The 26,146-nt window shown below is 41.2% G+C and carries 21 protein-coding genes and 1 tRNA gene; 14 read left to right on the forward strand and 8 right to left on the reverse strand.

Going from position 1 to position 26,146, the window contains the following annotated elements:
- Positions 1-68 precede the first annotated feature (68 nt).
- From PHW01_02795 to PHW01_02805, 3 genes are all read right to left on the reverse strand, one after another.
- Positions 69-761, reverse strand: a complete 693-nt coding sequence (locus PHW01_02795; protein ID MDD5626906.1) for a PrsW family glutamic-type intramembrane protease — start codon at positions 759-761, stop codon at positions 69-71.
- A 407-nt stretch (positions 762-1,168) separates the two neighbouring features.
- The gene (locus PHW01_02800; protein ID MDD5626907.1) at positions 1,169-3,490 is read right to left on the reverse strand and encodes a hypothetical protein; all 2,322 of its coding nucleotides are present in this window, start codon (positions 3,488-3,490) and stop codon (positions 1,169-1,171) included.
- 354 nt (positions 3,491-3,844) lie between these two features.
- A tRNA-Glu gene (locus PHW01_02805) sits at positions 3,845-3,916 on the reverse strand.
- Between the two features lie 236 nt (positions 3,917-4,152).
- On the opposite strand from PHW01_02805, the gene tsaD reads away from it, so the two are divergent.
- Positions 4,153-5,163: a tRNA (adenosine(37)-N6)-threonylcarbamoyltransferase complex transferase subunit TsaD gene (tsaD, locus tag PHW01_02810; GenBank protein ID MDD5626908.1), complete on the forward strand. Its 1,011-nt coding sequence runs from the start codon at positions 4,153-4,155 to the stop codon at positions 5,161-5,163.
- A gap of 98 nt (positions 5,164-5,261) precedes the next feature.
- Here the strand turns inward: tsaD and PHW01_02815 are convergent, their stop codons facing one another.
- Positions 5,262-6,920 (reverse strand): ATPase, T2SS/T4P/T4SS family, encoded by a 1,659-nt coding sequence (locus PHW01_02815; protein MDD5626909.1) that lies wholly within the window; start codon positions 6,918-6,920, stop codon positions 5,262-5,264.
- 172 nt (positions 6,921-7,092) lie between these two features.
- Positions 7,093-8,247: a DHH family phosphoesterase gene (locus PHW01_02820; protein ID MDD5626910.1), complete on the reverse strand. Its 1,155-nt coding sequence runs from the start codon at positions 8,245-8,247 to the stop codon at positions 7,093-7,095.
- A 200-nt stretch (positions 8,248-8,447) separates the two neighbouring features.
- Between PHW01_02820 and uppP the strand changes: the two genes are divergently transcribed.
- The 5 genes from uppP to holA all read left to right on the forward strand — a co-directional run bounded on the left by uppP (position 8,448) and on the right by holA (position 14,488).
- A complete protein-coding gene (uppP, locus tag PHW01_02825; protein MDD5626911.1) occupies positions 8,448-9,239 on the forward strand; it encodes an undecaprenyl-diphosphatase UppP in 792 nt (263 codons plus the stop codon).
- Entirely contained in the window at positions 9,236-9,676 is a 441-nt protein-coding gene (gene tsaE / locus PHW01_02830) for a tRNA (adenosine(37)-N6)-threonylcarbamoyltransferase complex ATPase subunit type 1 TsaE (GenBank protein ID MDD5626912.1), read from the forward strand. Before uppP ends, tsaE begins: the two co-directional genes overlap by 4 nt.
- Before the next feature lie 117 nt (positions 9,677-9,793).
- Positions 9,794-10,582 (forward strand): HAD hydrolase family protein, encoded by a 789-nt coding sequence (locus PHW01_02835; protein ID MDD5626913.1) that lies wholly within the window; start codon positions 9,794-9,796, stop codon positions 10,580-10,582.
- Positions 10,583-10,735: 153 nt separating this feature from the next.
- Positions 10,736-13,528 carry a DNA polymerase I gene (gene polA, locus PHW01_02840; protein MDD5626914.1) on the forward strand — a complete coding sequence of 931 codons (2,793 nt, stop codon included), beginning with the start codon at positions 10,736-10,738 and terminating at the stop codon, positions 13,526-13,528.
- Between the two features lie 15 nt (positions 13,529-13,543).
- Entirely contained in the window at positions 13,544-14,488 is a 945-nt protein-coding gene (gene holA, locus PHW01_02845) for a DNA polymerase III subunit delta (protein MDD5626915.1), read from the forward strand.
- Positions 14,489-14,491: 3 nt separating this feature from the next.
- Here holA and rpsT read toward each other — a convergent pair whose 3' ends face one another.
- Together rpsT and uvrB are read right to left on the reverse strand one after the other, a co-directional pair.
- Positions 14,492-14,764, reverse strand: coding sequence for a 30S ribosomal protein S20 (gene rpsT, locus PHW01_02850; GenBank protein ID MDD5626916.1), 273 nt, complete (start codon positions 14,762-14,764; stop codon positions 14,492-14,494).
- A gap of 203 nt (positions 14,765-14,967) precedes the next feature.
- Positions 14,968-16,935, reverse strand: a complete 1,968-nt coding sequence (gene uvrB, locus PHW01_02855; GenBank protein ID MDD5626917.1) for an excinuclease ABC subunit UvrB — start codon at positions 16,933-16,935, stop codon at positions 14,968-14,970.
- A gap of 77 nt (positions 16,936-17,012) precedes the next feature.
- Between uvrB and PHW01_02860 the strand changes: the two genes are divergently transcribed.
- From PHW01_02860 to PHW01_02880, 5 genes are all read left to right on the forward strand, one after another.
- Positions 17,013-17,243, forward strand: coding sequence for a hypothetical protein (locus PHW01_02860; GenBank protein ID MDD5626918.1), 231 nt, complete (start codon positions 17,013-17,015; stop codon positions 17,241-17,243).
- A gap of 189 nt (positions 17,244-17,432) precedes the next feature.
- Positions 17,433-17,567: a hypothetical protein gene (locus tag PHW01_02865; protein MDD5626919.1), complete on the forward strand. Its 135-nt coding sequence runs from the start codon at positions 17,433-17,435 to the stop codon at positions 17,565-17,567.
- 149 nt (positions 17,568-17,716) lie between these two features.
- Positions 17,717-18,283 (forward strand): Holliday junction branch migration protein RuvA, encoded by a 567-nt coding sequence (ruvA, locus tag PHW01_02870; protein ID MDD5626920.1) that lies wholly within the window; start codon positions 17,717-17,719, stop codon positions 18,281-18,283.
- Positions 18,284-19,321: a peptidoglycan bridge formation glycyltransferase FemA/FemB family protein gene (locus PHW01_02875; protein ID MDD5626921.1), complete on the forward strand. Its 1,038-nt coding sequence runs from the start codon at positions 18,284-18,286 to the stop codon at positions 19,319-19,321. It begins immediately after the preceding gene.
- A complete protein-coding gene (locus tag PHW01_02880; GenBank protein ID MDD5626922.1) occupies positions 19,318-20,658 on the forward strand; it encodes a UDP-N-acetylmuramoyl-L-alanyl-D-glutamate--2,6-diaminopimelate ligase in 1,341 nt (446 codons plus the stop codon). Before PHW01_02875 ends, PHW01_02880 begins: the two co-directional genes overlap by 4 nt.
- 47 nt (positions 20,659-20,705) lie before the next feature.
- On the opposite strand, the gene PHW01_02885 is transcribed toward PHW01_02880, so the two are convergent.
- On the reverse strand, positions 20,706-21,137 hold the full coding sequence (locus PHW01_02885) for a divergent PAP2 family protein (GenBank protein ID MDD5626923.1): 432 nt from the start codon (positions 21,135-21,137) through the stop codon (positions 20,706-20,708).
- Between the two features lie 188 nt (positions 21,138-21,325).
- On the opposite strand from PHW01_02885, the gene tsaB reads away from it, so the two are divergent.
- The 3 genes from tsaB to PHW01_02900 all read left to right on the forward strand — a co-directional run bounded on the left by tsaB (position 21,326) and on the right by PHW01_02900 (position 26,050).
- Entirely contained in the window at positions 21,326-21,712 is a 387-nt protein-coding gene (gene tsaB / locus PHW01_02890) for a tRNA (adenosine(37)-N6)-threonylcarbamoyltransferase complex dimerization subunit type 1 TsaB (protein ID MDD5626924.1), read from the forward strand.
- 288 nt (positions 21,713-22,000) lie between these two features.
- The gene (locus PHW01_02895; GenBank protein ID MDD5626925.1) at positions 22,001-25,405 is read left to right on the forward strand and encodes a DNA-directed RNA polymerase subunit beta; all 3,405 of its coding nucleotides are present in this window, start codon (positions 22,001-22,003) and stop codon (positions 25,403-25,405) included.
- Positions 25,406-25,492: 87 nt separating this feature from the next.
- Complete coding sequence (locus tag PHW01_02900; GenBank protein ID MDD5626926.1) at positions 25,493-26,050, forward strand: metal-dependent hydrolase; 558 nt, start codon at positions 25,493-25,495, stop codon at positions 26,048-26,050.
- Positions 26,051-26,146: the final 96 nt, after the last annotated feature.

The raw sequence follows: 26,146 nt of genomic DNA on the forward strand, positions 1-26,146 counted from the left end.
CACGCTAAAGATTTTGGTGGTGAGGCTTTACCTCGTTAGACTCCGTTAGAAATAAATTTCTAACGGGGCTAGCGGGATTTACTATTGAGTTGGGCTTTTTTCCCTTTCAGGCCTTTGATCAGCTGATTTAAAGTGATAAAAATACCGAGGAGCAAGATGATTAGGAAGGGGATAGTCATATTCAGTCTCAACGTAATCATAAAATTGTAGGCTCCATGGATGATGATGGCAATTAAAAGCCCGCGCAGGATTAGCTTTTTTTCCTCTTTCGGGTTAAAGCGGGCGCGACCTAAGTAATATCCGACAATACCAGAGGTTAAGGCATGCATTAGGGTGGCGGTAAAAAAGCGGAAGAGAATAATAGAAGGACCGCTGCCTAAGGTGGCCATCAGATTTTCCAGGGAAGCGAAGCCTAGACCCGCGACCGTGCCATAAATGATCCCGTCCAATCGTTCGTCAAATTCAGGGCGGCGGTAAACCTTTCTTTTGATGACAAGATATTTTAAATACTCTTCCACCGGCGCAATCACGAGAAAAGTCCCCCAGATAATTTGACCGATGCTATTATTATCCGAGTAAGGCATAATGTAGTCCACGATAAATTCCAAGGCGGCTGCCGGTATGGTCATCAACATACCCCAGATGAAGATTTTAAAGACGAGCTTTAAGGGTTCCGGCTCTTCACGATCCTTGCGGCGATAAAAAATAAGCCAAAAAATTCCCGGCGAGAGCGCGATCAAGATGTAGAATAAAAGTCGCATAATCAAAAAACGAGAACGGTTGATTTCGCGTTCATTATAACAGAACGAGAGTTAGGAGGCAATGCGTGATTTTGAAAGAGCAGTAAGTTTGTTCTTTAAACTATAACGGGAAAGAATGCGAAATACTGCATAAATAAAAAACTACCTCCCTGTGGTAAATCTTATCAAGATTTACAAAGAGGTAGTAAGGACGATGTAGCTCATCCTACGAATAAAGGTTCTTAGTACGCTTGATCAGTCTGTCCCTGATTGCGTCTATGAATCTGAGCCGCTCGGACTCGGATAGCCAGTAGCCACAGGGGAGGCCGGATTCCGGCATATGATACCGGAGTCCGCGTCCATAGTTGAAACCGATTTCGGCCATTAACCACCCGAACATAGCTAGAGCCACGGACAAAATCACTATTTTAATAAGTCACTTCCAAAAACGCTTTGTCAGTATGGTTCATAGAAAAAGTCAAAATTAAAAAATAACCCGGCTTATACATCGTCAATTGATAAGTCCCTTCATCCTGCGTTTTATAGCCCTGATTTTCAAGATAATCTTTTACCGCGGTCATATCGTCTTTGGTAACAATACGGTCAAATACATAACTGAGCATTGCTCCGCCCATATTGTCCGTCAGCTTGACTTGATCATTGTAAAGCTGATTCAAAATCGGCATCAACTCGTCGTGGATAGTCTGGCTCTTCTCATTAGTCGGTTCAACGGGGGTCTTCCCTTCGTAATTAATTTGCGGCCAAGTTCTTTTCGCGGTTGAAGTGTCGGTTGAATTTTGAAGCGGGGCGTCATAAGCAGAAACCGTAGGCGACTGCGGATAGAGAGTATCTTTAGAGCTGTTAAATGGGGCATAAACGGTAGTCTTTGCTTTTTTATAAAGAGAAAATTCTGGTTCTCGTTTTGTTAAATTGATTGAATAGGGGACTACCCGCGCGCTTAAATCATTAGAAATAGCATAGGGCGTCATTATTTCCGTGACGATTTTATCATTATAATTTATAACCCAGCCAGCATTATTTTTAACATTGCCGCTCGCGTCTAATTTTATCAGAAAACCGTCTTTATAATAGGTTATACTGCCATATGAAGCCGATTGAACTACATTAGTTTCGTATTCCCCGGCGATGATAGCCCCGCTATCCGCAGTCGCCTTCAAGACATAGTTGGCGGTTCCACGATGCGTATTGACCACTTTTGCCCAACTGATATTTAATTCTTGATCGGTTTTCATCATAAAAATGCCTTCACGAAAAGCATCCTGAACGGCTTTAATAGCCGCCTGAACTTTTTTCCAATCTTGCCGCGATTGTGCGGTTTTTTTGCTATCGTCTTTTAGTATTTCAGCTTCTCCATATTTTTCACTATACCATTTGCGCTGGACATTAACATTTTGAACTTTTGCTTGATAATCATCATCAGCCCAAGTAATGGGGCCAACAAACATCAATTTACGGTCAGCTGTCGAAGAAACGGAAAAATTCAGCATCGGCACGCCAAATATATTAAAACCCAAAGTAATTTTTTTGACACGCTCCAGATTGCCTTCTGAATCAAATTTAAATCCTATTAAATAAGAATGGGGCAGTCCTGATTTCAGATCCATGCTGTCTGTCATCAAAGATAGTGCCGCGGATAAATTTCCCAGGACCAGATAGCCGTTGTCTTGCGTCTTAATTAGACCGCGGATATTACTGGCTCCCTGGCGCAACTTTTGAGAGCCGATTTCAAAGCCTCCGTCCGGATTCGGAACAGCCGCGGCCATTTCATAAGGTATGCCTTCAAGGCTTTTCGCCCATTCAAAATTAAAATTTTTATCAAATTTAGCTAATCCCGGATAAGTATCATAATTATAGGGAGGGTCTTTTTCTGAATTTGTTTCGGCGAAATTGCCCGCCAAGGCGTAACCGCCGTCGGGGGCCTGGATTAAATAAGAATCATTTTTGCGAGAAATAAAATTCTTTATATTTTTTGACCATTGAATGTTGCCGTTCTGATCAAATTGAAAAATTTTAAGCGATGAGTAAGGTTGGTCATAATAAACCTCGCTGTCCTCTCCTCTTTTGTTGGGCGCCAGGTCGGTGATATTCGCGTAAAATAAAAGACCATTATCATTGGTTTCCAATAAAGAATTTTTCGCGTCTTCAACGAATGCATTGAAAGATTTGTTCCAAATCATATTGCCGTTCTTGTCTAATTTAGTAAGCAATATTTTATTCACTTCTATTCCAGCATCAAATTCTTTGACTGTAATAAACCCCCAGACCTTAGAAGCCATTAAATATCCGCCGTTTTTCAGTTCAATAATCGATTGGACATCTTCATCACCTCGAGGATTCAAAAGACTTCCGGCGCCGGGAGAGTTTTTAGTTTTCAAAAATTTCACCCACTGAATATTGCCTTGTTTATCAAGTTTGGCCACAAAACCATCCGGCGGGATAAACATGACATTGGGATTTGTCGTGCCGGAAACAATATAACCGCCGTCCTTAGTCGGCCAAGCGCCATTAATTCTCGTAGATACTAAGAGGCGATATGATTTTAAAAAAGTAGTATTGGGAAGAGGCATGGTCTTTAGTCCGGCAATAGGGAGAGCACGGCTTAACTTAGCGTCATCAACAACCGGAATCTGATCATGAAAGAAATAAACCAAACTAAAACAGCTGGCTAATAAAACGATTAGCCCTAAAATTTTCCAGTTGCTCCTAATAAAAAAACGAATTTTTGCCATAACAATATTTTTCTGATTCATGCCGCTTTACCCAATTTGGAAATAATATTGCGATATATTACTTCCACTTCCTCTTTGTAAAGATAACCTTCTCTTGCATAATTACTTACCAACGGAACAATAGTAATACCTTTATATTGATTTTTTGAGCAGCCCCACAGGGAACTTCACGTCGCTAAAGTCCCTTAAAACCTTGCGCCCGCCCGCCATGCCATGTATTGGCGGGTATGGTTTCAATACTTCCACAGCGGGGAAACTATTGTTTCCCCGACCCCCTTGCTTGGTTCGATTCCTTTTAGATATTGAAAAGGCTATTTTCTATAACTGATTTTTTATTTTTAGATTGTTTATTAGTACCGCCACGGGGAATCGAACCCCGGTTTCAAGGATGAAAACCTTGTGTCCTAACCACTAGACGATGGCGGCATAGCAAGTGCAAAATTTAAAAATCCAAATTTAAAATTTAGGTAAATATACAAAGTGACTTTAGCATAGAGATTGAAATTTTTCAATAATTAAGATAGCGTGTAGATAAGTAATTTTTAATTTTGATTTTTTGATTTTTAGCTAATTTTTATTGAATTATTGTATTATTGTCTTGCTTATGATGGCAATAAAAATTAAGCAAATAAAAATTAGTTAAAAATTAAGAATTAAAAATTATGTTGATCTTGGGTATTGAGACTTCTTGCGATGAAACAGCCGCGGCGGTGTTTCAAGATGGATGCAGAATTTTGTCTAACGTTGTTTCCTCACAAATTAAACTCCATACGCCTTATGGCGGGGTGGTGCCGGAAATCGCCTCTCGCGCTCATATGGAAAATATCATTCCAGTAATTCAAAAGGCTTTAGAAGAGGCTAAAGTAGAGGGAAAAGATTTGGATGCGATCGCCGTCACCACGGGGCCAGGTTTGATTACTTCTTTAATGATCGGCGTGGATACTGCTAAAACCTTGGCTTATGCATGGGAAAAACCAATACTGGGCGTAAACCATATTGAGGGGCATATCTATTCAGTAAAGCTCAAAGCTCAAAGTTCAAAGCTCAAAAGTATAAAACTTCCGGCGATGTGCCTTACGGTTTCGGGAGGACATACAATGCTAGTTTTAATTAAAGAGTGGGGAAATTATGAGGTGATTGGCGAAACCATTGATGACTCTTGCGGGGAGGCCTTTGATAAAGTGGCTAAATTATTGGGCTTGGGTTATCCGGGCGGACCGATTATTGAAAAGCTGGCGCGAGGCGGCGGGAGACAGGCCTTTTCTTTTCCGCGGCCAATTTTAAATCAGGGTAATTTTAACTTCAGTTTTTCAGGCTTAAAAACCGCCGTGCTTTACCAAGCGCGTCGAATTAAGAAAATGGACAAAAAAGTTGTTCAAGATATTTGCGCCTCTTTTCAGGAGGCTGCCTTTGAAGTTTTAGTGATTAAAACTTTGCGGGCGGCGCGAAAATTTAAGGTCTCCACGATAATATTGGCAGGCGGCGTGGCCGCGAATCAAGCTCTTCAAAATTTTTTCAAAAAATCCTTGTCAGTTAATGATTACAAGTTACTTATTACTGATTTCCCTACTGATAACGCCGCTATGATTGCAGGGGCGGCTTATCCGCGGGTATTAAAAGAAGACTATGATGACTGGCATAGTCTTCAGGCAGATCCTAACCTTAAACTCTAGCTAATATTTATTTCGGATAATGAGGGGTAATAGTGAATCCCAAAAAGCTTCGCTTTTTTGAGAACATCGCTCCTTAAAATAAAGGCGATGAATATCATTTAACTTACTCTTTTTAATTCTTCCAGGGTGGTATCGCCCCGTATCACCTTGCGCAAACCGTCTTGGATCAAGGTAAACATTCCTCCTTGAATAGCCTCGCTGTAAATTTCTTCGGGCGCGCCGCGACTGGCGATTAATTTGCGAATTGTTCTGGAAATATGCATAATTTCAAAGATGCCGACCTGTCCTTTATAGCCAATATTTTCGCAAAGTGGACACCCTTTGGACTTAAAGAGAGTTAATTTTTCTGGCAGGGGTATTTTATTTTGGGCGACTTTTTTAATTTTTTCATAAAGTTCCGGAGAGACATCGTAAGGCTTGCGGCACTCTTTGCAAAGAAGGCGTACCAATTTTTGGTTGATTAAAAGATTTAAGACGTTGGAGAGGTTTTGAGGGTCTGTGCCCATATTGGTGAGCTGCGTAATAATCTCGGGGGTAGAACCGGCATGGAGGGTAGAGAGGACTGTATGTCCGGTGGTGGCGGCACGAATGGTGATCTCCGCAGTTTCCGGATCTCTGATTTCCCCGACCATAATCACATCAGGATCTTGTCTCAACACGCCGCGCAGCGCCCGAGCGAAAGTGAGGCCTTCTCTTTCATTAATCTGGATTTGGGAAATCCCCTCAAGACGATATTCAATAGGATCTTCTAAGGTCATAATTTTAATTTCGGATGTCTTTCTGTGGCTTAAAAAAGCGTAAAGGGTAGTGGTTTTTCCGGAGCCTGTGGCGCCGGTGAGCAAAATCATCCCGCTAGTTTTACTAAGGTCGGTTTTTACTATCTCTAATTCTTCCTCGCTGATGCCTAAGTTTTCAATCTTGAGCAGGTAATCACGATCAAGACCAAGCAGGCGCAGGGTAATTGCCTCCCCGTAATTAGTGGGCAGGGTAGAAATCCGAATGTCAATTTCCGCATGATTGTGGTAAACAGTGAATCGGCCATCTTGAGGCATTTTTCTGACATTTAATTTCAGCCCCCCGATTAATTTTATTCGCGAAAGAAGACGGGGGTAAATTTGAGGGGAGAAAGCAATAATGTCGCGCATAATTCCATCAATACGGAGGCGCAGAACCACTTCATTCTCTTTAGGCTCTAGATGGATGTCGCTCGCTCTTGCCCCAATGCCCCGCGCAATAAGGAGACTAATAATTTCTTCAGTATTTTTATTGATGAGAGCCGGCCCTAAGGCTTGCCAGGATTCCAGTTCCGAGGAGGCTCCCGCGATTAAATCCGAGGTGATTCTAATTTTTTCTTCTTCCGAAAGCGGAATTTTGATTTCACCAACCATGAGCGGATAAAGGGAAATGGCGTGTTCAAAACTGGCTTCCGAAACAAGGTAAATAATGCATTGATATTGTTTTTTCAATGTGTCAATAATACTTAAAGCGGCTTGGTTGTGAGGGTCAGTAATGCCCAATCTTAAAACATCCTTACTTTTATAGAAACAGATGATTTGGCCTTTTACGCTTTCAGCTTTGGAAATCAAAGTTAAAGCTTCAGATTCAATCGCCAGCTTTTGCAGATTAATGTAGGGTATTTTATTTTTTAACGCCAGGGCTTTAATCCTTTTTTCTTCAAAGCTAATGCTTTTTTCTTCCACGGTGCTGAAAAGTTCGGTAACATCTTGGGATTGTTGATTTTGAATATCTTTAGGCATAATGTAGAAAGGTAAAATGTAAAGCGAAAAGTTTAAAGCAAAAATTCAAAATGCAAAATATAAATATAGAAACACTAATTTATTTTACGCTTTTATTATACTCTTTTTATGGAAAACAAAAAGACCTTCCTTTTTCCACGCCTCTAGTCGTTATGTGGAAGGTCTGTATATTTTAAGCGGGCAAGATTCCTTTAATTACATTCAGAATATCTTGTTCCATGTTGGCCAGAATACCTTCACTTTTCGTGAAAGAAATCAAATCATCGGGATTTTCTTTTACTTGGAAACCTTGTTCTTTAAATATCCTCTCAAGATTTTTCAAATCAATATTTTTATTCACCTTTTTGATTTTTAGATGGAAGGAGTTTGGCTTATCTTCCGCGAGGAGGAAGACGATTTCTGACTTCGCGGTATTATTTTTAAGATCAGATAAAATTTGATCCAGATGGGAAGCTTCACTTTTTGATTTTTCAAAATCCACGGGAGAAAGGAGCGACCAGATTACTCTTTGTTCCGCCGCGGTTTTAAGACGCGCCAAGGTTCTTCCCCAAAGGCGGAGGTGAGATAAGGGACGCGTTTTATAAAAATGATGAATAATTATTTCCCTGTTCGCTCCCATCTCCACTAATTTGGCGGCGGTGGTAAAAGCCGCTGGCGTGGTGTTTTGGGCTTGGAAGCTCTCTGTTATGCCGATAATACCCGCTAATAGGCAGGTAGCGATTTCCGGGGTAATATTTTTAGGATCAAAAATTTGGAAGAGGGAAAATAGAATTTCCGAGGTAGAGGAGACAGCGGGCTCTGCGAGATTGATTTCGCCGAAATTTTCATTATTCGGGTGGCAGTCAATATTAACAAGAGGGGACTCATAGAAGATTTCCGCGTTTTCTTCATAAAGGCTGCCTAATTTTTCTAAGGTAGAAGTATTAAGAGTAATAATTAAATCGTATTTTGACTTCCCTTTTTTTGTTTCTATGTCGCGGGGTTCAAAGTAACCATTGCTGGGCGTAATATAGATATTCAGTTTATTATCCTTAATGCTATATTTAAACTGCTCTACCTTTGTTCGGCTGATATCCAGAGAAATAATAAAATCCTTGGCGCCTTTTAAATTAGATTTAAGGTCGGAGAAAGCAGGCAAAAAATCTAGGTCTTTCATTTTTTCCACTTGCGCTATCGGGTCGTTTTTTTTACCTATTTTATTCAGGAAGAGATGGAAGGCGAGGAGGCTAGACAGCGAATCAATGCTATTTTGAGCTTCGGCAATTAATAAGATTTCTTTGCTTGGCTCAATGATTTTTTTGATTTGTTCTTGGGAGGTGATTTCCATGGTGCTTTTGATTTTTTTGAAAATGTTTATCACTTTAATTTATCGCATCTTATTAAAGGTGTCAAATAGGGTAAAATAAATTAAAATGCAAAATGTAAAATTATAATTAGAATTTTGTCATCTTCTTAATTTTTAGGTAAGATAAACAATGAAGCTTCGCGCTACATAGAGGCACAGAGAAGTAATTAAATAATAAAACAATGAATCTTTGGCAAGTGATTATTTTAGGCGCTGTCCAGGGTGCTACGGAATTTATTCCGGTTTCCAGCTCGGGGCATTTAATTTTAGCGCTCCGATTTTTCGGTTGGGCGGACAGCGGCTTGAGTTTTGATATAATTCTTCATTTTGGAACATTGGTGGCGATCCTTTTTTATTTTCGGGAAACTTGGCAAAAGCTGATAGTCGGATTTTTCAAATGGGAAGCAACTTCTCGGAAGCTTACTTTTGGAATTATAATCGGCACTATCCCTGCTGTAGTCGTAGGTTATTTTAGTGAAAAAATAATTGCTCAATATTTTCGTTCCGCTTTTGCCGTGGGGATTTTGATGATTTTGGTGGGTATAGGATTTATTACCATTGAATGGTGGAGAAGCAAGAAACAGGAAGCGCACGCGAAAGAAGTATTATCATTGAAAGATTATTTTGTTATCGGTTTGATCCAAAGTATTGCGTTGCTTCCTGGCGTATCGCGTTCTGGAACGACAATCGCGGCTGGGATGAGCCGCAAGCTCGCCCGCCGCGAAGCGGCCGAAGTCTCGTTCCTTTTGGCCGTTCCCGCGATTTTGGGAGCGACTGTTTATGATTTGGTAAAAAATTATAATATGTTGGTGGGAATTAAATTATCAATGTTGGCTATTGGTTTTTTGACTGCTTGTATTGTTGGCTATTTAAGTATTCGGTTTTTGATGTCCTATTTAAATCAGCATAAGCTCAATATATTCGCGTATTATTTATTCGTGGTTGGTTTTTTAGCAATTATTTTTAGCCTATGAGTTTAAAGCAAGCATTCCTGACTGACTCACCTGAAAAGACAAAAAAGCTTGGCGAGATTCTCGCGCAAAGTTTGATGAGTAGCGTTCTGATTTGCCTTTATGGAGATTTGGGTAGCGGAAAAACTACATTTGCCCAAGGCTTCGCGGCTGGATTAGGTATCAGGGAAAAAATCACAAGCCCGAGTTTTGTCTTGATGAAAAGGTATTTATTAAAAAAGAAAGGTTTAAAATATTTTTACCATTTTGATTGCTATCGTTTGCGCGAACCAGAAGAGATTTTGGCTTTGGGGTGGGAAGAAATTTTGGGGGATAATAATATTGTTTTAGTAGAATGGGCGGAGAAGATTCAAAAATATTTGCCGCAAGGGAGAATTGGAATAAGATTTGAGGTTTTAGGGGAGAGGAAGAGGGGAATTATAATAACGAATAACGCGTAATGAGTGAAGAGTTTTATTTGACATAAGAATTGATTTATGTTAAGATAAAAGAGCCTTATTGGGAGGCTCTTTTGATTAATTCAGTTATTTTTGTTTTCAGAATTGGAGGAAGGAAAGATGGGGAAAATAGAGTATTTGTCCGTGTTGGATTTTGACGGGTGTTGCAACAGTCGGACCGGTGGACCTGGCGTGCCTTGGGATCTTAGTGGGATGGAGGGACTAGCCAAAACCATAGCCAAGGTTCCAGATAATTTTGGTGTTTGTCTACTCACCGGGCGCGGCGCGCAATACAGCTTGGCAGTTGCCGAAGCCTTGGGGCTTATCAAATATCATCCGGGGCTTTGGTCTGGATTTGAAGGCGGACTTATAATGGCGCAACATCTGCCTGATTGGCCGTGCGGATACTCAAAGTGCGTAACAAAAGAGTATTTGGAAGCACGAGAGACTTTGGATATAACCCTTGCTTCGGCAATAAAAAAACGGGGCGGAAAACAAGAAAAAAAAGAGGTTTGTTTAACTTATAACCCGTCTCCAGACATGTCATTGGATGAATTGTTAGAATTAGCTAAGGAATTTGTCCGAGATCTAAGTTTGACTGAAACAGTAAACTGCACCCGCACAAATTCCGCGGTGGACATCTGGCCCCTTGGAGGCTCCAAAGAAAATAATATCCTGGATCTATGCGATAAAAACGGCGTGGATCCGAAAAATGTGCTTTATGTTGACGACGCCAAGGGGGGACTTCCTGTATTTGAGGTCGTTGGTTATTCCGGCGCGCCATATAATGCGCCAAAAGAAGTGCGTGAGGCGGCGAAGTTTCCGGCACCTAGTTATTCAGGGAGCGCGCCGTATGAAACGGCGTGGATTATTGAAACTTTTGTTGGATATATAGCAGTAAGGAGCTAAATGAAAGAGCTCCTTTTTTATTTCTCAAATTTTAGCTAAAATGGTATGATAGGAATTAGAATTACGAAGTAGGAATCACGAATTATGAATTAAGAGCATCCAGAAGTTAGTTAAAGTTTATTGAAATTAAGAGTTTTATTGTTAAGTGAATTTATGTCTTCTCAAAAAAGAAAGAAAAAATTTGTTCTCATTGATGCCAATGCGCTCGTGCATCGTGGTTTTCACGCTCTCCCCGCAACAATGACGACGAAGTCGGGCGAGATTGTGAACGCGGTTTATGGCTTTACTTTGGTTTTTTTAAATGTTTTGGCAAAATTAAAACCAGATTATATCGCCGCTTGTTTTGATTTGGCTGCGCCTACCTTTCGCCATAAAGCCTCGGATTTGTATAAGGCGCATAGAGTGAAGGGCGCGGATGAGCTTTATGCCCAGATTCCGCGGGTGAAAGAGCTATTGCGCGCTTTTAATATCCCTATTTTTACCAAGAAAGGTTTTGAAGCTGATGATTTAGTTGGCACTCTGGCGCGGCGGATTGGGCAAAAAAACAAAGATATTCAAACCATTATCGTGACTGGGGATTTGGACACCTTGCAGCTTGTCACTGATCACACACAGATTTTTACTTTACGCAAAGGCGTTAAAGATACAGTGCTTTATGATGAGAAAATGGTGCGGGAACGCTATAGTCTTAGCCCAGAACAATTGCCCGATTTCAAGGGTTTAGCCGGGGACGCTTCAGACAATATCCCTGGAGTTTACAAAGTAGGCGAGAAAAGCGCCATCCAAATTTTAAAAGCCTTTCACTCTATAGAAAATCTTTATGCCTTTTTAGATCAACATCCCGAAGAAGAGAAATTAAAATACAAGGGTTTAGAATTAAAGGGCAAGCTTTTGGAGAATTTAAGGAAATACAAAAAAGATTCTTTCTTAAGCAAAAAACTGGGTACTATTATCCAGGATGTGCCTTTAAAATTAGATTTACAGAAGTGCGTTCTTGTTGATTTTGACCGGCAAAAGGTTTTGAATCTTTTCCGCGAATTAGAGTTTCAGAGTTTAATTTCTAAGGTGCCCCAAAGTGAGCGACTTTCAGAATCCGCGCGTGGTCTCCAAATAAAGGATAAAAAGAAAAGTTGCGATTACAGGGTTATCAAGAGCTATGCCGAGCTGAACAATTTAGTTGTTCAGCTTCAAAACTCAAAAAATGGTTTTTGTATTGATACCGAGACCACGAGCGAGAAGCCAATGTTGGCAGAGTTAGTGGGCGTTAGTATTTGTTCTCAAGCGGGGCAAGCTTTTTATATTCCCGCGCGCTACCTGGATCAGGAAGTGTTATATGACGGCAAAAGCGCTTTGGAGGTTTTAAAACCCGTTTTAATAGATAAAAATTTGCCTAAAATTGGTCATAATTTAAAATATGACTATATTGTTTTAGCGCGCGCTGGCGTTAAGATGCGGGGCATCCCCTTTGACACGATGCTCGCCTCTTATCTTTTGTCTCCCGGCTCGCGCGCGCATTCTTTAGACGCCCTTTCTTTTAATTTATTAGGACACGAGAAGATTAAGACCGAGACATTGATTGGCAAGGGCAAGCAACAAATTACAATGAATTTAGTAAGCCTTCCTGAAATAGCGGAATACGCTTGCGAGGATGCGGATATGACTTTAAGGCTGATGCCGATTTTAAAGAAGAAGTTGCGGGGAGAAGGATTGGAAAAACTGTTTTGCGGCGTAGAAATGCCTTTGGTAAAAATTTTGGCGGAAATGGAAATGAACGGGATCCGCGTGGACCAGCATTATCTTAAGGATTTGGATTGGGAAATTAATGTGAAGATCCGCCTTTTTGAAAAGCGGATTTACAACCAAGCCGGGCAAGAATTTAATATCAATTCCACGCGCGAACTGGAACAAATTTTATTCCATAAATTAGGTTTATCAACCCTAGGGATTAAAAGAACCAAAACTGGTTATTCTACTGCGGCGGAAGAATTGGGGAAATTGCGCGCCAAGCATCCGATTATTGATTTAATCTCCCAATATCGGGAACTCTATAAATTAAAATCTACTTATGTGGCGGCGTTGCCTCGTTTAATCAACCCTAAAACCCGGAGAGTGCACACGAGTTTTAATCAGACCATTACGGCTACGGGCAGGCTTTCTTCTTCTGATCCGAATTTGCAGAATATTCCTATTCGGACGAAACTCGGGAACAGCATTCGCAAAGCCTTTGTGCCGGAAGAGGGATATAGCCTCGTGGCATTGGATTATTCCCAGATTGATTTGCGCGTCGTCGCCCATTTATCCGGCGACTTGCAGCTTATTGCCGCTTTTCAGGATGATCAAGACATTCACGCCGCCACCGCGGCAAAAATCCACAATGTTAACATTGAAGACGTGACGCCGCGGATGCGCCGCGCTGCCAAAGCGATCAACTTCGGCTTAATCTATGGGATGAGCGCCTACGGCTTGGCGCAAAGTTTAAAGATTAGCCGCGAGCAGGCGGAGGAGTTTATTGAAAGTTATTTGGAAAGCTATCCTTCTTTGGAAGAATATGTGCAGAAAGTGATCAAATTTGCGAAAAAACACGGTTATGTGCGAACGCTTTTGGGCCGTAAGCGTCTTCTCCCTGAAATCAATTCTTCCCAAGCGCAGATTGTGCGAGCCGCCGAGCGGATGGCGATTAATATGCCCTCCCAAGGAATGACCGCGGATATCATTAAAATGGCGATGATTGCGGTGCGCAAGATAATACAAAAGGATGCTCAAGAATGCCGCCTTTTGCTCCAGGTTCATGATGACTTGTTGTTTGAAATTAAAACCGCAAAGGCTAAATTATGGGCGCGGAAATTCAAGAAGATTATGGAAGCTGTGTATAAGCTTAAAGTGCCTTTGAAAGTGGAGGTATCCGTGGGGAAAAATTGGGGGGTGATGAAGAAGATAGAAGTTTAATTTTGATTTAGTATTATGATTCTTTTTTTATACGGCGAAGACACTTTTCGCTCGCGGGAAAAATTAAAACAGATTAGAGAGAAATTTTTAGAAAAAGACAGGCAGGGTTTAAATCTCACTGTTTTAAAAGAGGATATTACTTTTAGCCATTTCCGCGATGTGGTGCGGCAGATGCCTTTTTTGGGGAAGACGCGATTAGTGATCTTGGAAAATCTCTCCCAAGCGAAAAAAGAGGAGCAGGAAAAAATTATGAGTTTTCTAGGGCAGGAGCATATCCCCGCTTCCACGGTTTTAGTATTTTGGGAGGAGGGAGTCCCTGACGCGCGCCGTCATCTTTTTAAAACATTGGTCAAAATAGGCAAAAAAGAGGAGTTTGATTTATTGTCAGATTATAAGAGAGAGGAGTGGATTAAGGAGCAGGCGCACAGAGCGGGAGGGGCAATTGGAAAAGAAGCGATAGCGGAACTTAGTTTTCGTCTCGGCAGTAATCTTGACGCAATCAACAATGAACTGGAAAAATTATTAGCTTATAGAGCCAAAAAAGAAGTGAGGTTAGAGGATATAGAACTGCTTATTAAACCTAAATTAGAAACAGATATTTTTAAATTCGTGGATGCCTTGTCACAAAAAGAACGTGAACCAGCTTTAAAATTCATCTACGATCAATTTAACCTCGGCACAGACAAACTTTACCTCGCGTCAATGATCGCATACGCCTTTCGCAACTTGCTCGTAATCAAGGACCTAGCAGAACAAGGTTCGCAGAGAGAGGGCATTATTCGGGAAACGCATTTACATCCTTTCGTGGTTCAAAAAAATCTGGCGGCGGCTGCCAAATTCAGCCTTTCGGAGTTGAAAAGAATTTATGAAAAATTATTAGACTTGGACATAAAAATAAAAACAGGGAAAGTAAATCCTGTTTTCGGTTTAGAGATGTTTATTTTTGGCGCGACCGCTTAAAGATTATTTTTGCGCTGCGATTTTGTTCCAAGCCAAAGTTAACCGCGATTTTTTGCGACTGGCGGTATTTTTTTTAATGACGCCATTTTGCGCAGCCTGACCCAAGGCTTTAATGGTCTTTTGGAGACTCACTTTTGCTTCTTCTTTTTTTCCGTCGGCAATGAGCTTGCGCATCGTTTTAACTAGTCGTTTTAGATTATTTTTAATTGGCTGATTTTTTGCGGTTCTTTTTTTCGTTTTTCTTAAATATTTTTTAGCCGCTTGTTTGTTGGGCATAAATATTAGATTCAATGAATTTATTATTGGTTTCAATATAGCATAGGCAAGTGAAATGATCAAATTTTTGCTTATGAATAATTTTTAATTTTTATTTCTTAATTTTTATTAAATTTTCAATGTTTTAATTTTTAAACATAATTTTACGGCAATATTTCCATATGGCTTTCATTGTTTAAAAATGGAATTTGATTGGAAAGGAATTATTTTTTATGTTTCAACTGTTTAATCTGATCTCTTAATTTTGCGGCTTTTTCAAACTCAAGATTTTTGGCGGCTAATTCCATTTCGTCTTCTAATTCGTGAATGAGGTATGCCAGTTCTTCTGGGGGTATGTTTTGAAGATCCAATGCCTCTTTTTTAGTTTTTTGGATTTCTTGGGTTGGCAGAAAATCCTTGATTTTTTTCTGGATGCCCCGCGGAGTAATTTTATGTTTTTGATTATAAGCTACTTGAACTTTACGCCGCCGAGACACTTCACTGATAGCGCGGCGCATTGAGCCTGTCATTTTATCAGCATACATCAGCACTTTGCCGTCAATATGACGGGCGGCGCGGCCCATAGTTTGAATGAGGGCGGTTTCGCTGCGCAAGTATCCTTCTTTGTCCGCGTCTAGAATAGCGACTAAGGATACCTCCGGCAGATCTAATCCTTCGCGCAAAAGATTAATACCGACGATAACATCATATATTCCTTGGCGCAGTTTTTTCAAAATATCCAATCTTTCCATGGTATCAATCTCGGAATGGAGATGATGCACTCTAAGATTGACTCCTTCTAAATATTGCGCCAGTTCTTCAGCCATTCTCTTGGTTAAAGTAGTTACCAGAATGCGCTGTTTTTTAGCGATTCTCTTTTTGATTTCATTTATTAAATCATCAATCTGGTTCTCTATGGGTCGCACCTCTATTGCTGGATCTAAAAGCCCGGTAGGGCGAACGAGTTGTTCCACAATTTGTTTTGAATTCTGGATTTCGTATGGTCCCGGCGTGGCGGAAACAAGGATTGACTGTCGCACTTTTTTCTCAAATTCAGCGAATTTTAAGGGCCGGTTATCTAGAGCGGAAGGCAATCTAAATCCATATTCAATCAACATTTTTTTGCGCGATTTATCTCCAAAATACATACCGCCGATTTGCGGTATGGTCATATGCGATTCATCAATGAAAAGAAGAAAGTTTCGCGGGAAAAAATCAATTAGGGTGGAGGGCGGCTCTCCCGGAGCGCGATTATCCAAGTAGCGGGAATAGTTTTCAATGCCGTTGCAATAGCCGACTTCGCGCATCATTTCCAGGTCATAGCGCGTCCTTTGTTCGATCCTTTCCGCTTCCAGAGGTTTGTTTTCTTTTTGGAAAAATTTGATTTGTTCTTTAAGTTCTTTTTTTACCTGAACCAAAAAATTATTTATACCTTGAAGAGGGGTAATCCAGTGCCGCGCGGGAAAGATTTCGATTTCCGAGATGCTCTGGATTTTTTTTCCGGTTAAGCGGTTTACTGAAGAGATGTTCTCAATCAAATCCCCGAAGAATTCAACGCGCATTATTTTTTTATCTTCCGAAGCGGGAAAGATTTCCAGGGTGTCGCCGCGGACCCTGAAGGTGCCGCGCGTAAAACCAAGATCGTTGCGGGAATATTGGATGCGGGTGAGTTCGCGCAAGACTTCCTGGCGGTTCATGCGAGTTTTGATTTTTAAGGCGACGGCTTGGTCCTTGTATTCTTGAGGCGAACCCAAGCCATAGATGCAGGATACTGAAGCCACAATAATCACATCTTGGCGGGTGAGGAGGGCGGAGGTCGCGGCATGGCGCAATTTATCTATTTCTTCGTTAATATTGCTTTCCTTGGCAATATAGGTATCGGATTGAGGGATATAGGCTTCAGGTTGGTAGTAGTCATAGTAGGAAACAAAATAATGTACGGCCGCCTCGGGAAAAAATTCTTGAAATTCGCTCGCGAGTTGCGCGGCGAGGGTTTTGTTGTGCGAGATCACTAAAGTCGGACGATCAATGTTTTGGATTACATTAGCCATCGTAAACGTTTTGCCGCTGCCGGTTACGCCAAGTAAAGTTTGATATTTATAGCCCTTTTTGACGCCTCGCGTCAATTTTTCAATCGCCTGCGGCTGATCGCCAGCGGGCTTGAAAGGGGATTTAAGTTTGAATATTGACATAAAAAGGTTATTTTTGTAAAATTTAGAGTTGTATTATTTATTGTAGCATAGATAGAAAAAGAAAGGAGTGATAATTGATGCAGTTATGGAGAAATAAAGCAGACAATTCTTTGGCTGTGAGTAAGGACGTTTCAACTGGCTCGGGTGATCTAATTGTCATCGGTGAAGATGGAGAAGATGGTACCGTGGATATAGAAGATTGGGAACCGATTCCCTTAGAAGAATTTATGAAGGAGATAGGTAAATTAAGGAAGGGATTTGAGGCTGCAAAGAATGTGCCTTCAACGCAATTTTCGTTTCGACTCTGAAAAGAATTCTTTTTGATTTGGCATTTTTGTTTTTTAGGAGGAATAAGCTGTGGAAAGGGAACTTAAGTCTGGTGACTTGCTGAAGGATCCCGAGACAGGAGCATTATACATATTCCTAGGTGTTTTTATAGAAGAAGGGGGAAAGACAGTCCTTAAAATAAAATCACTGATGGTTGGTACTCTTGGAGTATGGGAAAATATAATTTTGTAAAAGTGCATGATAAAGAAAATGCCGCAATATCTTTATTAAAAGACATTAATGAAGAGAAAGCCTGCGCGGCAGGGTATCGCGACCAAACTATAAAGAAGTTTTCTGATGAGTAGCTGGTTCTTTAATCAGATATTTGGAAGGGGACAAGTTAACTGAACTTTATAAGAAGGAGTTCAGTTTTTTATTTGCTTTTGCTTCTTCTTTAGGCTAAAATAAAGATAATTCCTTTGATTCGTGATTCTTAATTCCTGATTCAACTTTTATGATTTCTTATTTACACGGCAAAATTAAAATCAAAACGGATAAGTTTGTGATTTTAGAAGTGAATAATATTGGCTACAAGATTTTTGCGCCGCAGAATGTGCTGGAATCTTTGAATGCCGAAGGCGAGGAGCAAGAATTATTTATTCACCATCATGTTTCCGAGGATCGAGAGGAATTGTATGGCTTTTTGAACTTTCAGGACTTGGATTTTTTTGAGCTTTTGATGTCAGTTTCGGGCATTGGGCCGAAATCCGCACTTGGCGTGATGGCGCAAGCGGATACGCAAACTTTAAAGACAGCGATTATCACGGAAGATAAAAGTATTTTCACTAAAGTCTCTGGAGTGGGTCAAAAAACCGCGGAAAGGATTATTTTGGAACTGAAGACTAAAATACCGGCAGATATCACTTTGGGGGGTGGCAATCAGGATTTAGAGGCTTTAGACGCTTTAATTCATCTTGGCTATTCCCAAAAAGAAGCCCGCGAGGCTTTGCGGCAAGCGCCAAGAGGTTTAATCCTTGCCTCGGAAAGAATCAAATGGGCTTTGCAGAATTTAGGAAAATAAATGAGAATTGTTGAAATAAATCAAAAAGAAGAGTTGAACAATTTTATTGTTCAGTATGGAGGCAGTAATTTTTTGCAATCTTGGGAATGGGGAGAGTTGCAAAAGAATTTAGGTAGAGACATCTGGCGCGTGGGGATAGAAGAAGCGGGAAAATTAGTTTTTTCCGCTTTGATTATCAAAAATAGACTGCCTTTGGGCAGGAGTTATTTGTATTGCCCGAGGGGACCGGTTTTTGAAAATTCAAAATTTAAAATTCAAAATTTAAAATTAGTTGGTTGGAAGCTGTTGTCAGAGAAGATAAGAGAAGTAGCTCAAAAAGAAAGAGCAGTTTTTTTCCGTTTTGATTATCCTGATTTACACTTGCCAGAGTTTCTGAAAGGCAAGGTTGTTCAATCTCCCAAGGATATTCAACCCAGAAGCACTTTAATTTGGGATATTACAGGGTCAGAAGAAGAAATTTTAGCCCAGATGAAGCCTAAAACGCGCTATAATATTCGTCTAGCGCAAAGAAAGGGGGTACGCGTCAGGCAAGGCGTAGAACAGACAGATTTAAATATTTTTTTAAGCTTAATTAAAGAAACCTCGCAAAGAGATGGATTTAAGATTCATCCGGAGTTTTATTATCAAAAAATGGTGGATTTTTTGGGTAAAGAAGGGATTTTAAAGATTTTTTTGGCTGAATTACAAGAAAAGGTTTTAGCCGCAAATTTAGTTTTGTTCTGGGGCGAGCGAGCGACCTACTTGCACGGCGCCTCGGGTAATGCGAATCGCAATGTGATGGCGCCGCACCTTTTGCAATGGGAACAGATTAGAGAGGCAAAACGGTTTGGTTGCAGGGAATATGATTTTTGGGGAATCATGTCGGAATTAGGAATCAGGAATCAGGAATTAGGAATAAAGACCAATGATGAGCAGAGTTCTTGGGTAGGTATTACCAGATTTAAGAAGGGTTTTGGGGGCAGGGAAGTCAATTATGCCGGCACTTATGATTTCGCGCTTAATCATTCTTGGTATAAAATATATCGCCTATTTAAATGATTAAAAAACTAATTAAAAAATCTTTTCCTGAATCCTGGCTTCTTTTTTATCATAAAATGTTAGCAGTTTTAGCGGATTGGATTTATCACTTTCCTTCTTCCCGAATGATTGTAATCGGGGTGACGGGCACGAATGGCAAAACTACGGTTTGCCATATGATTCGGGATATTTTAGAGCAAGGGGGATTTCGCGTGGGGATGACTACTTCCATTGACTTTCAAGATGGGAAAAGGACTTGGGAGAATAATACCAAACAGGGAATGCCCGGTCGTTTTCGTTTGCGAAAGTTGCTCTCTCAAATGGTGGAAAACAAATGCGATTACGCGATTATTGAAACTACCTCCGAAGGTATCAAACAGTTTCGCCATTACAGGATTGATTATAATATTGCCGTTTTTACTAATTTAACCCGCGACCATATTGAGTCTCATGGCTCTTTTGGGGCTTACCGCCAGGCAAAAGAGGAATTATTTAAAATTGTGAGCATCAAGAAGGATGGCGCGAGTATTATTAATTTAGATGATTCTAATGCCGAATATTTTTTGCGATATCAAGCGAAAAAAATTTATGGCTACGGGGCGCATTCGGAAAGAGCACGGGATGATCGAGTGACGGATCAGATTACCGCTGAAAATATCAAACTGTATCCTGAAGGTTCTGTTTTTACGGTTGGGGACAGGCTCTATAGTTTAGCTCTTGCCGGTAAACATAATATCTATAATGCCTTAGCTGGCATTTGCGTGGGTCTAGCCCAGAATGTGCCTCCCGAGATGATTCAAAAAGCCTTGACGCGTTTCAATGGCCTTCCTGGTCGGCTTGAGGAAATTTCAAATCATCAAGGTTTTCGCATTTTTGTGGATTACGCGCATACAGAAGACGCTTTAGAGAATATTTATGAAACCTTGAAAGCGATGCCGCACCAAAGAATGATTGCGGTTTTAGGGGCGACCGGCGGTGGCCGCGATAAAAAAAAGAGACCAGAACTTGGTCGTTTAGCAGCGCGGTATTGCGATTTAGTTTTTGTGACGAATGAAGACCCTTATGACGAAGACCCGCAAGAAATTGTGAATCAGGTTTTTACTGGCGTGACCGCGGGCGGTGGAAAAACAGAAAAAGGGAACTGTTGGCACATTCTAGATCGCAGAGAGGCAATAAAGGAGGCAATCCGGAAGGCAAAAAAAGGAGACATTGTGATTATCACGGGCAAGGGTTGCGAGAGGGTAATGGCAGTCAAGTATGGATTTATCCCTTGGGACGATCGGGAAGAGGTTAGAAAAATACTTGATCGGTTCACTCCGTTAGAGAAAGCCGCCGCCAAAGTGGCGGAAAAAATGTAGATGTCGACCCTACTAGAAAGAAATTTCTAGACGGGGTTTAACGGGGTTCACGGTAAAAACCAGTATAACAAAAGGGTAAGAATGATTCCTAAAATTGCCCCTCCTAGCACTTCTGATAGAGTGTGCCCAATTTTCTCTCTTTGGATTACAAAGCCATTTTTTTTGTCGTCAGACAGTTCATATACTAGCTTATTAATTGCCTTACTGTGTTCGTCTAGATAACGTCTTAAACCCAAAGCGTCGCGGACAATCAATATTGTAAAAACCATAGCCACAGCAAAAATACTGGAAAAGATACCCTCATAAAGGCCAATCAAGATTAAGACGGAAAGGGAGAACGCTGTGTGGGTGCTGGGCATACCGCCGTAACCGATTAGAATACCGCGATTAAAGCTTTGCCCTTTGGCGAGTTTAATCGCGATTTTAAGCACTTGGGCGACGAAGCCGACAATTAAAGGAATGAGAATAATTTGATACATAAATTTGTGCCTCCGCTATTATTATACTATATAAAGAAGATAAATTTCAAATTCAAAGCACTAAATCCTAAATAAATTACAATAGCCAAAATTCAAAATTAAAAACATAGATGAAAAGTTGAATTTTTGAGAATTGGAATTTTGAATTTATTTAGGATTTGGGATTTGGTGCTTGGGATTTATATATTATGTTTCTATTTATCAATACTGCCCTAAATAATAAACTCACGATTGCCCTTGTGTCGTATACTCTCGGGATTTTGGATAGAACTGATTCAGATATTTACCAAAATCATTCGGAAAAGCTGTTGCCTGCGGTGGAAAAGTTGTTGTCCCAAAATAAATTAATCTTGAAAGATTTAAAGGGTATTGGCGTGGTGCGCGGACCGGGCTCTTTTACGGGCGTGCGCGTTGGCGTCGCCTGCACTAATGCCTTGGGCTTTGCTTTAAACATCCCAGTAAAAGGAATAAGATATCAAGAAGGCAAAGATTTAGTGAAGCAAATTTTCCAGAGATTTCCTGGGGGTGGATTTGACAAACCTGTCGTTCCCTTTTATCAATATAAACCGGTATAGTGATAAAGATGAGTAATACCCTTGACAGCCTTTTTACTTATGTTACACTTAATCTATGGAAAATAATATATTAGTTTCGGACTGTTAGTCTTTCCGAAAAGACTCGTTTTTGGTTGATCCAAAAGGAGATTTGTTTTATTTGCATTTTATTATAGCTATTATTGGCGGAATAATGCGGGTTTTAAGGAGCTGCCACAGAAGCGCCATACAGGGCGTTTACTAAAGCGAGAGATGGGGTATTCCATCTGTAGCTCCCACAATTTATTTTTTATTTGCGGCATTAATTTTATGCGCTCTATTAAAAAGATAAAAAATAAGAAAACTATAACTTCAAGTAAATTCTCCAATGAAGTAAATAAATTTCCGCCGCGGAAATATTTTACTACGAATCATGAGGTGATGGAATTGCCTAATCTCATTGAAATCCAAACAAAATCTTATGATTGGTTTGTAAGCGAAGGTTTAAGGGAGCTTTTTGATGAAATTTCGCCGATTAAAGATTATTCCGGCAAAGAGCTGGAATTATATTTGAAAGACTATTATCTGGATGAACCTAAATATGATGAACTGACGGCAAAGTCCCGTAATACTACTTTTGAATCTCCTTTGCGTTGCCAAGTGGAGTTAGTGAATAAGAAAACAGGCGAGATTAAGGAGCAAGAAATTTACCTTGGGGATTTTCCTTTAATGACACCCCGAGGTACTTTTATTATTAATGGCGTGGAAAGAGTAGTGGTTTCACAACTAATCCGTTCTCCGGGCGTATTTTTTACCGCGGAGTTCAACGGGGAGCGCAGACTCTTCGGGGCGAAAGTAATTCCTAACCGCGGAGCTTGGTTGGAATTTGAAACTGACTCCCAAGGCGTCATTGCAGTGAAAATTGATCGCAAAAGAAAGGTGCCGGTGACGAGCCTTCTGCGTGCTTTTGGTTACACCACCAATGAAGAAATCAAAAGCCTTTTTAAAGAAGTGGATGCGCACCCGGATTTATCCTATATTCAAGTGACGATTAGTAAGGATCACGCTACAAATCAGGAAGAGGGATTGAAGGAAGTTTACAAAAGAATTCGTCCAGGAGATCTCGCTACCGCGGACAACGCCCGCTCTTTAATTTATGCGATGTTTTTCAATTTTGACCGCTATGATTTTGGCAGGGTGGGCCGTTATAAAATGAATAAGAGGCTCGGTCTCAATGCGCCGATAAGCAAAGAGGGGAGGGTTTTGCAGAAGGAGGATTTAGTCGCGATTATTCGTGAGATTATCCGTTTGAATAATACCCAGGGCGAGCTGGATGAAATTGACCATCTTGGGAATCGTCGGGTGCGGGCTGTGGGGGAGCTTATTCAAAATCGGTTCCGTGTCGGTTTGGCGCGCATGGAGAGAATTGTCCATGATCGGATGAGCACGATGGATTTATCCGTCATCACACCTTCTCAACTGATTAACGCTCGGCCAGTAATTGCGGCGGTGCGGGAATTTTTTATGTCTTCGCAATTATCTCAGTTTATGGACCAAACAAATCCTTTAGCGGAACTGGAACACAAGCGAAGATTGTCCGCAATGGGACCGGGCGGGTTGCATAGGAAAAGAGCAGGATTTGATGTGCGCGATGTTCATCGTTCGCATTACGGCCGGATCTGCCCTATTGCCACGCCTGAAGGGCCGAACATTGGTCTTGTCGGACATTTAGCGAGTTACGCTCGCCTCAATGAGTATGGCTTTATCGAAACGCCCTATCGCAAGGTAGTGCGGGAGGTGGAAAATAAATCCGGAGAAACCAGCGGCGAGATTGCGCGGGGGACTTTTCAAGATAAAAAGGGGAGAATTATTGTGCGAGACGGCGAGGAGATTACTTTAAAGGCAGCGCGGGAAATAGCAAAGATGCCGTTAGAAAAAATCACAGTTAAACCTCACCTCACCAACGAGATAGTTTACCTCGATGCTTTTACCGAGGAGGCAACGGTGACTGTGCCGGCGACCGTGAATCTAGACGCAAAAGGTTATTTTTTGGAACATAATGTGCGTTGTCGCGTTCAGGGCGAGCCTACGATCCGTTCCTCGGAAAAGATAGATTATGTAGATGTTTCGCCGCGTCAAATTGTGAGCATTACCACTTCTCTAATTCCTTTTTTGGAGCACGACGATGCCAGCAGAGCCTTAATGGGAACGAATATGCAACGTCAGTCCGTATCTTGTATTATACCTGAAGCCCCTATAGTCGGCACAGGGACAGAATCCGCGGCCGCGCTTTATTCCGGACAGGTAGTGGTGGCGCAAAGCGAGGGCAAGGTTATTGAGGTTTCCTCGGATCAGATAAAATTATTAACAGAGGGTGGCGAAATTGAGAATTATCCTTTATTGAAGTTTGACCGCTCTAATGCCTCCACGTGCATGAATCAGCGTCCCTTGGCAAATAAGGGTCAGAGGGTAAAGAAAGGGGATGTTTTAGCAGATGGCGCGGCCACGGATCATGGTGAATTAGCTTTGGGTCAAAATCTTCTTGTCGCCTTTATGGCTTGGGAAGGGGGAAATTTTGAAGATGCAATTTTAATCTCCGATCGAGTCGTGCAAACCGATCGCTATAGTTCTATTCATATTGAAGATTTTTCTATTGATGTGCGGGATACCAAGTTGGGACCCGAGATGGTCACGCGTGATATTCCTAATGTTAGCGAAGAACGTTTAAAAGATCTGGACGAAGAAGGAATTGTTCGCATCGGCGCTGAAGTATCCTCGGGAGATATCCTAGTAGGTAAAGTGACTTTAAAGGGGGAAAGTGACCTTTCTGCCGAGGAAAAACTCTTGAGAGCTATCTTTGGTGAAGAGGCGCGAGATGTCAAGGATACCTCTTTATATTTGCAGCACGGGGAACACGGCAAGGTTGTGGACATTAAGATATTTTCCCGTGATCAAGGAGATAAGTTGCCGACAGGGGTAATTAAAACTATTCAAGTAAGCGTAGCAAATTTAAGAAAGATTCAAGTCGGTGATAAAATGGCGGGTCGTCACGGCAATAAAGGGGTTATTTCGCGCGTCGTGCCCCAAGAAGATATGCCCTTCTTAGAAGACGGGACGGGAGTGGATATTATTTTGTCTCCCTTGGGAGTGCCTTCACGGATGAATGTCGGACAGATTTTGGAGACCCATCTTGGGTGGGCGGCGAGAGATTTGGGTTATCGGGTGGCGAGCCCAGTTTTAGATGGAGTGCCTGAAGAGATTGTGCGCCGCGAGCTCCTAAAGGCGGGTATACCTCCTGACGGAAAGGTGACCCTTTATGATGGTCGCTCTGGTCAACCCTTTATGGAAAAGGTGACAGTGGGGGTGATTTATATGATGAAATTAAATCACTTAGTGGAAGACAAAATGCACCAACGTTCCATAGGACCTTATTCTTTAGTTACTCAACAGCCCCTAGGCGGGAAAGCCCAGTTTGGCGGTCAGCGCTTTGGGGAAATGGAAGTTTGGGCGCTTGAGGCTTATGGCGCCGCCTATACCCTTCAGGAGATGCTAACGATTAAGTCTGATGATGTTTTGGGGCGCTCTAAAACTTATGAATCTATTATTAAAGGCGAGGAGATCCAACAACCGAATATACCCGAGTCTTTTAACGTATTAGTGAAAGAATTGAAAGGTTTGTGTTTAAATGTAGAGTTGGTCGGGGCAGAAGATAGAGAATCCAAAGGATCAAATTAACGAAGTCATCCCTTTCCGGGTAAAGGTCTTTTTCAAAATTTTAACAAAGTCATCATCACAAAGCGATTACTTTGTGGCTTCGTGATTATGTATCTTCCCACAACCCATATAGCTTTCGGTGTCCTAGGTTCTATATTGAGCAGTTTTATTTTGAAAGTTCCCTTGACGCGTGAAATGGTGGTTTTTGGAATGATTACTTCTGTTTTTCCTGACATTGATTATGTATATTATTTGGCGCGTTTTGGCATCAGACCCGCAAAATATAGCCATGAGCACCGCCAGGTCCTAACCCATAGCTTATCTCCTTATGTCGTCATCGCAGTTTTAATTTTTTTCTTTGGGAGTAAAGTTTGGGGCGCAACTTTTTTCCTTGCCTCTTTGTCACATTTAATCTTGGACAGCGTTCGTTCGCCTTGGGGCATTCGTTGGTTTTGGCCGTTTTCCAATCAATACTACAGCTTGAGCTTTAAGAGTGGTTTTCATGGCTTTACCAAAAAACAGTTAGACGAATTTACAAGTCAACGCAGTAATAAAGCCTGGGTAGACCGTTTCTTAAAGTGGGATAATCCTTATTTCCTTTTTGAATTTTCAGTTATTATATTTTTAAGCGCATTCTTATTCTTTTTCTTCTTTAAATATTTTTAATTGAGATACAATTATCTCCCCGCCAGTCCGCCTGAGGCGGGTGGTAGCGGGGCCGCTCCACGAGATTTAATTTTTTTTGTAAGATGCCACAGGCTC

Source organism: Patescibacteria group bacterium (assembly GCA_028717685.1).
In the GTDB taxonomy this organism is placed as follows: Bacteria; Patescibacteriota; JAQUNI01; order JAQUNI01; family JAQUNI01; genus JAQUNI01.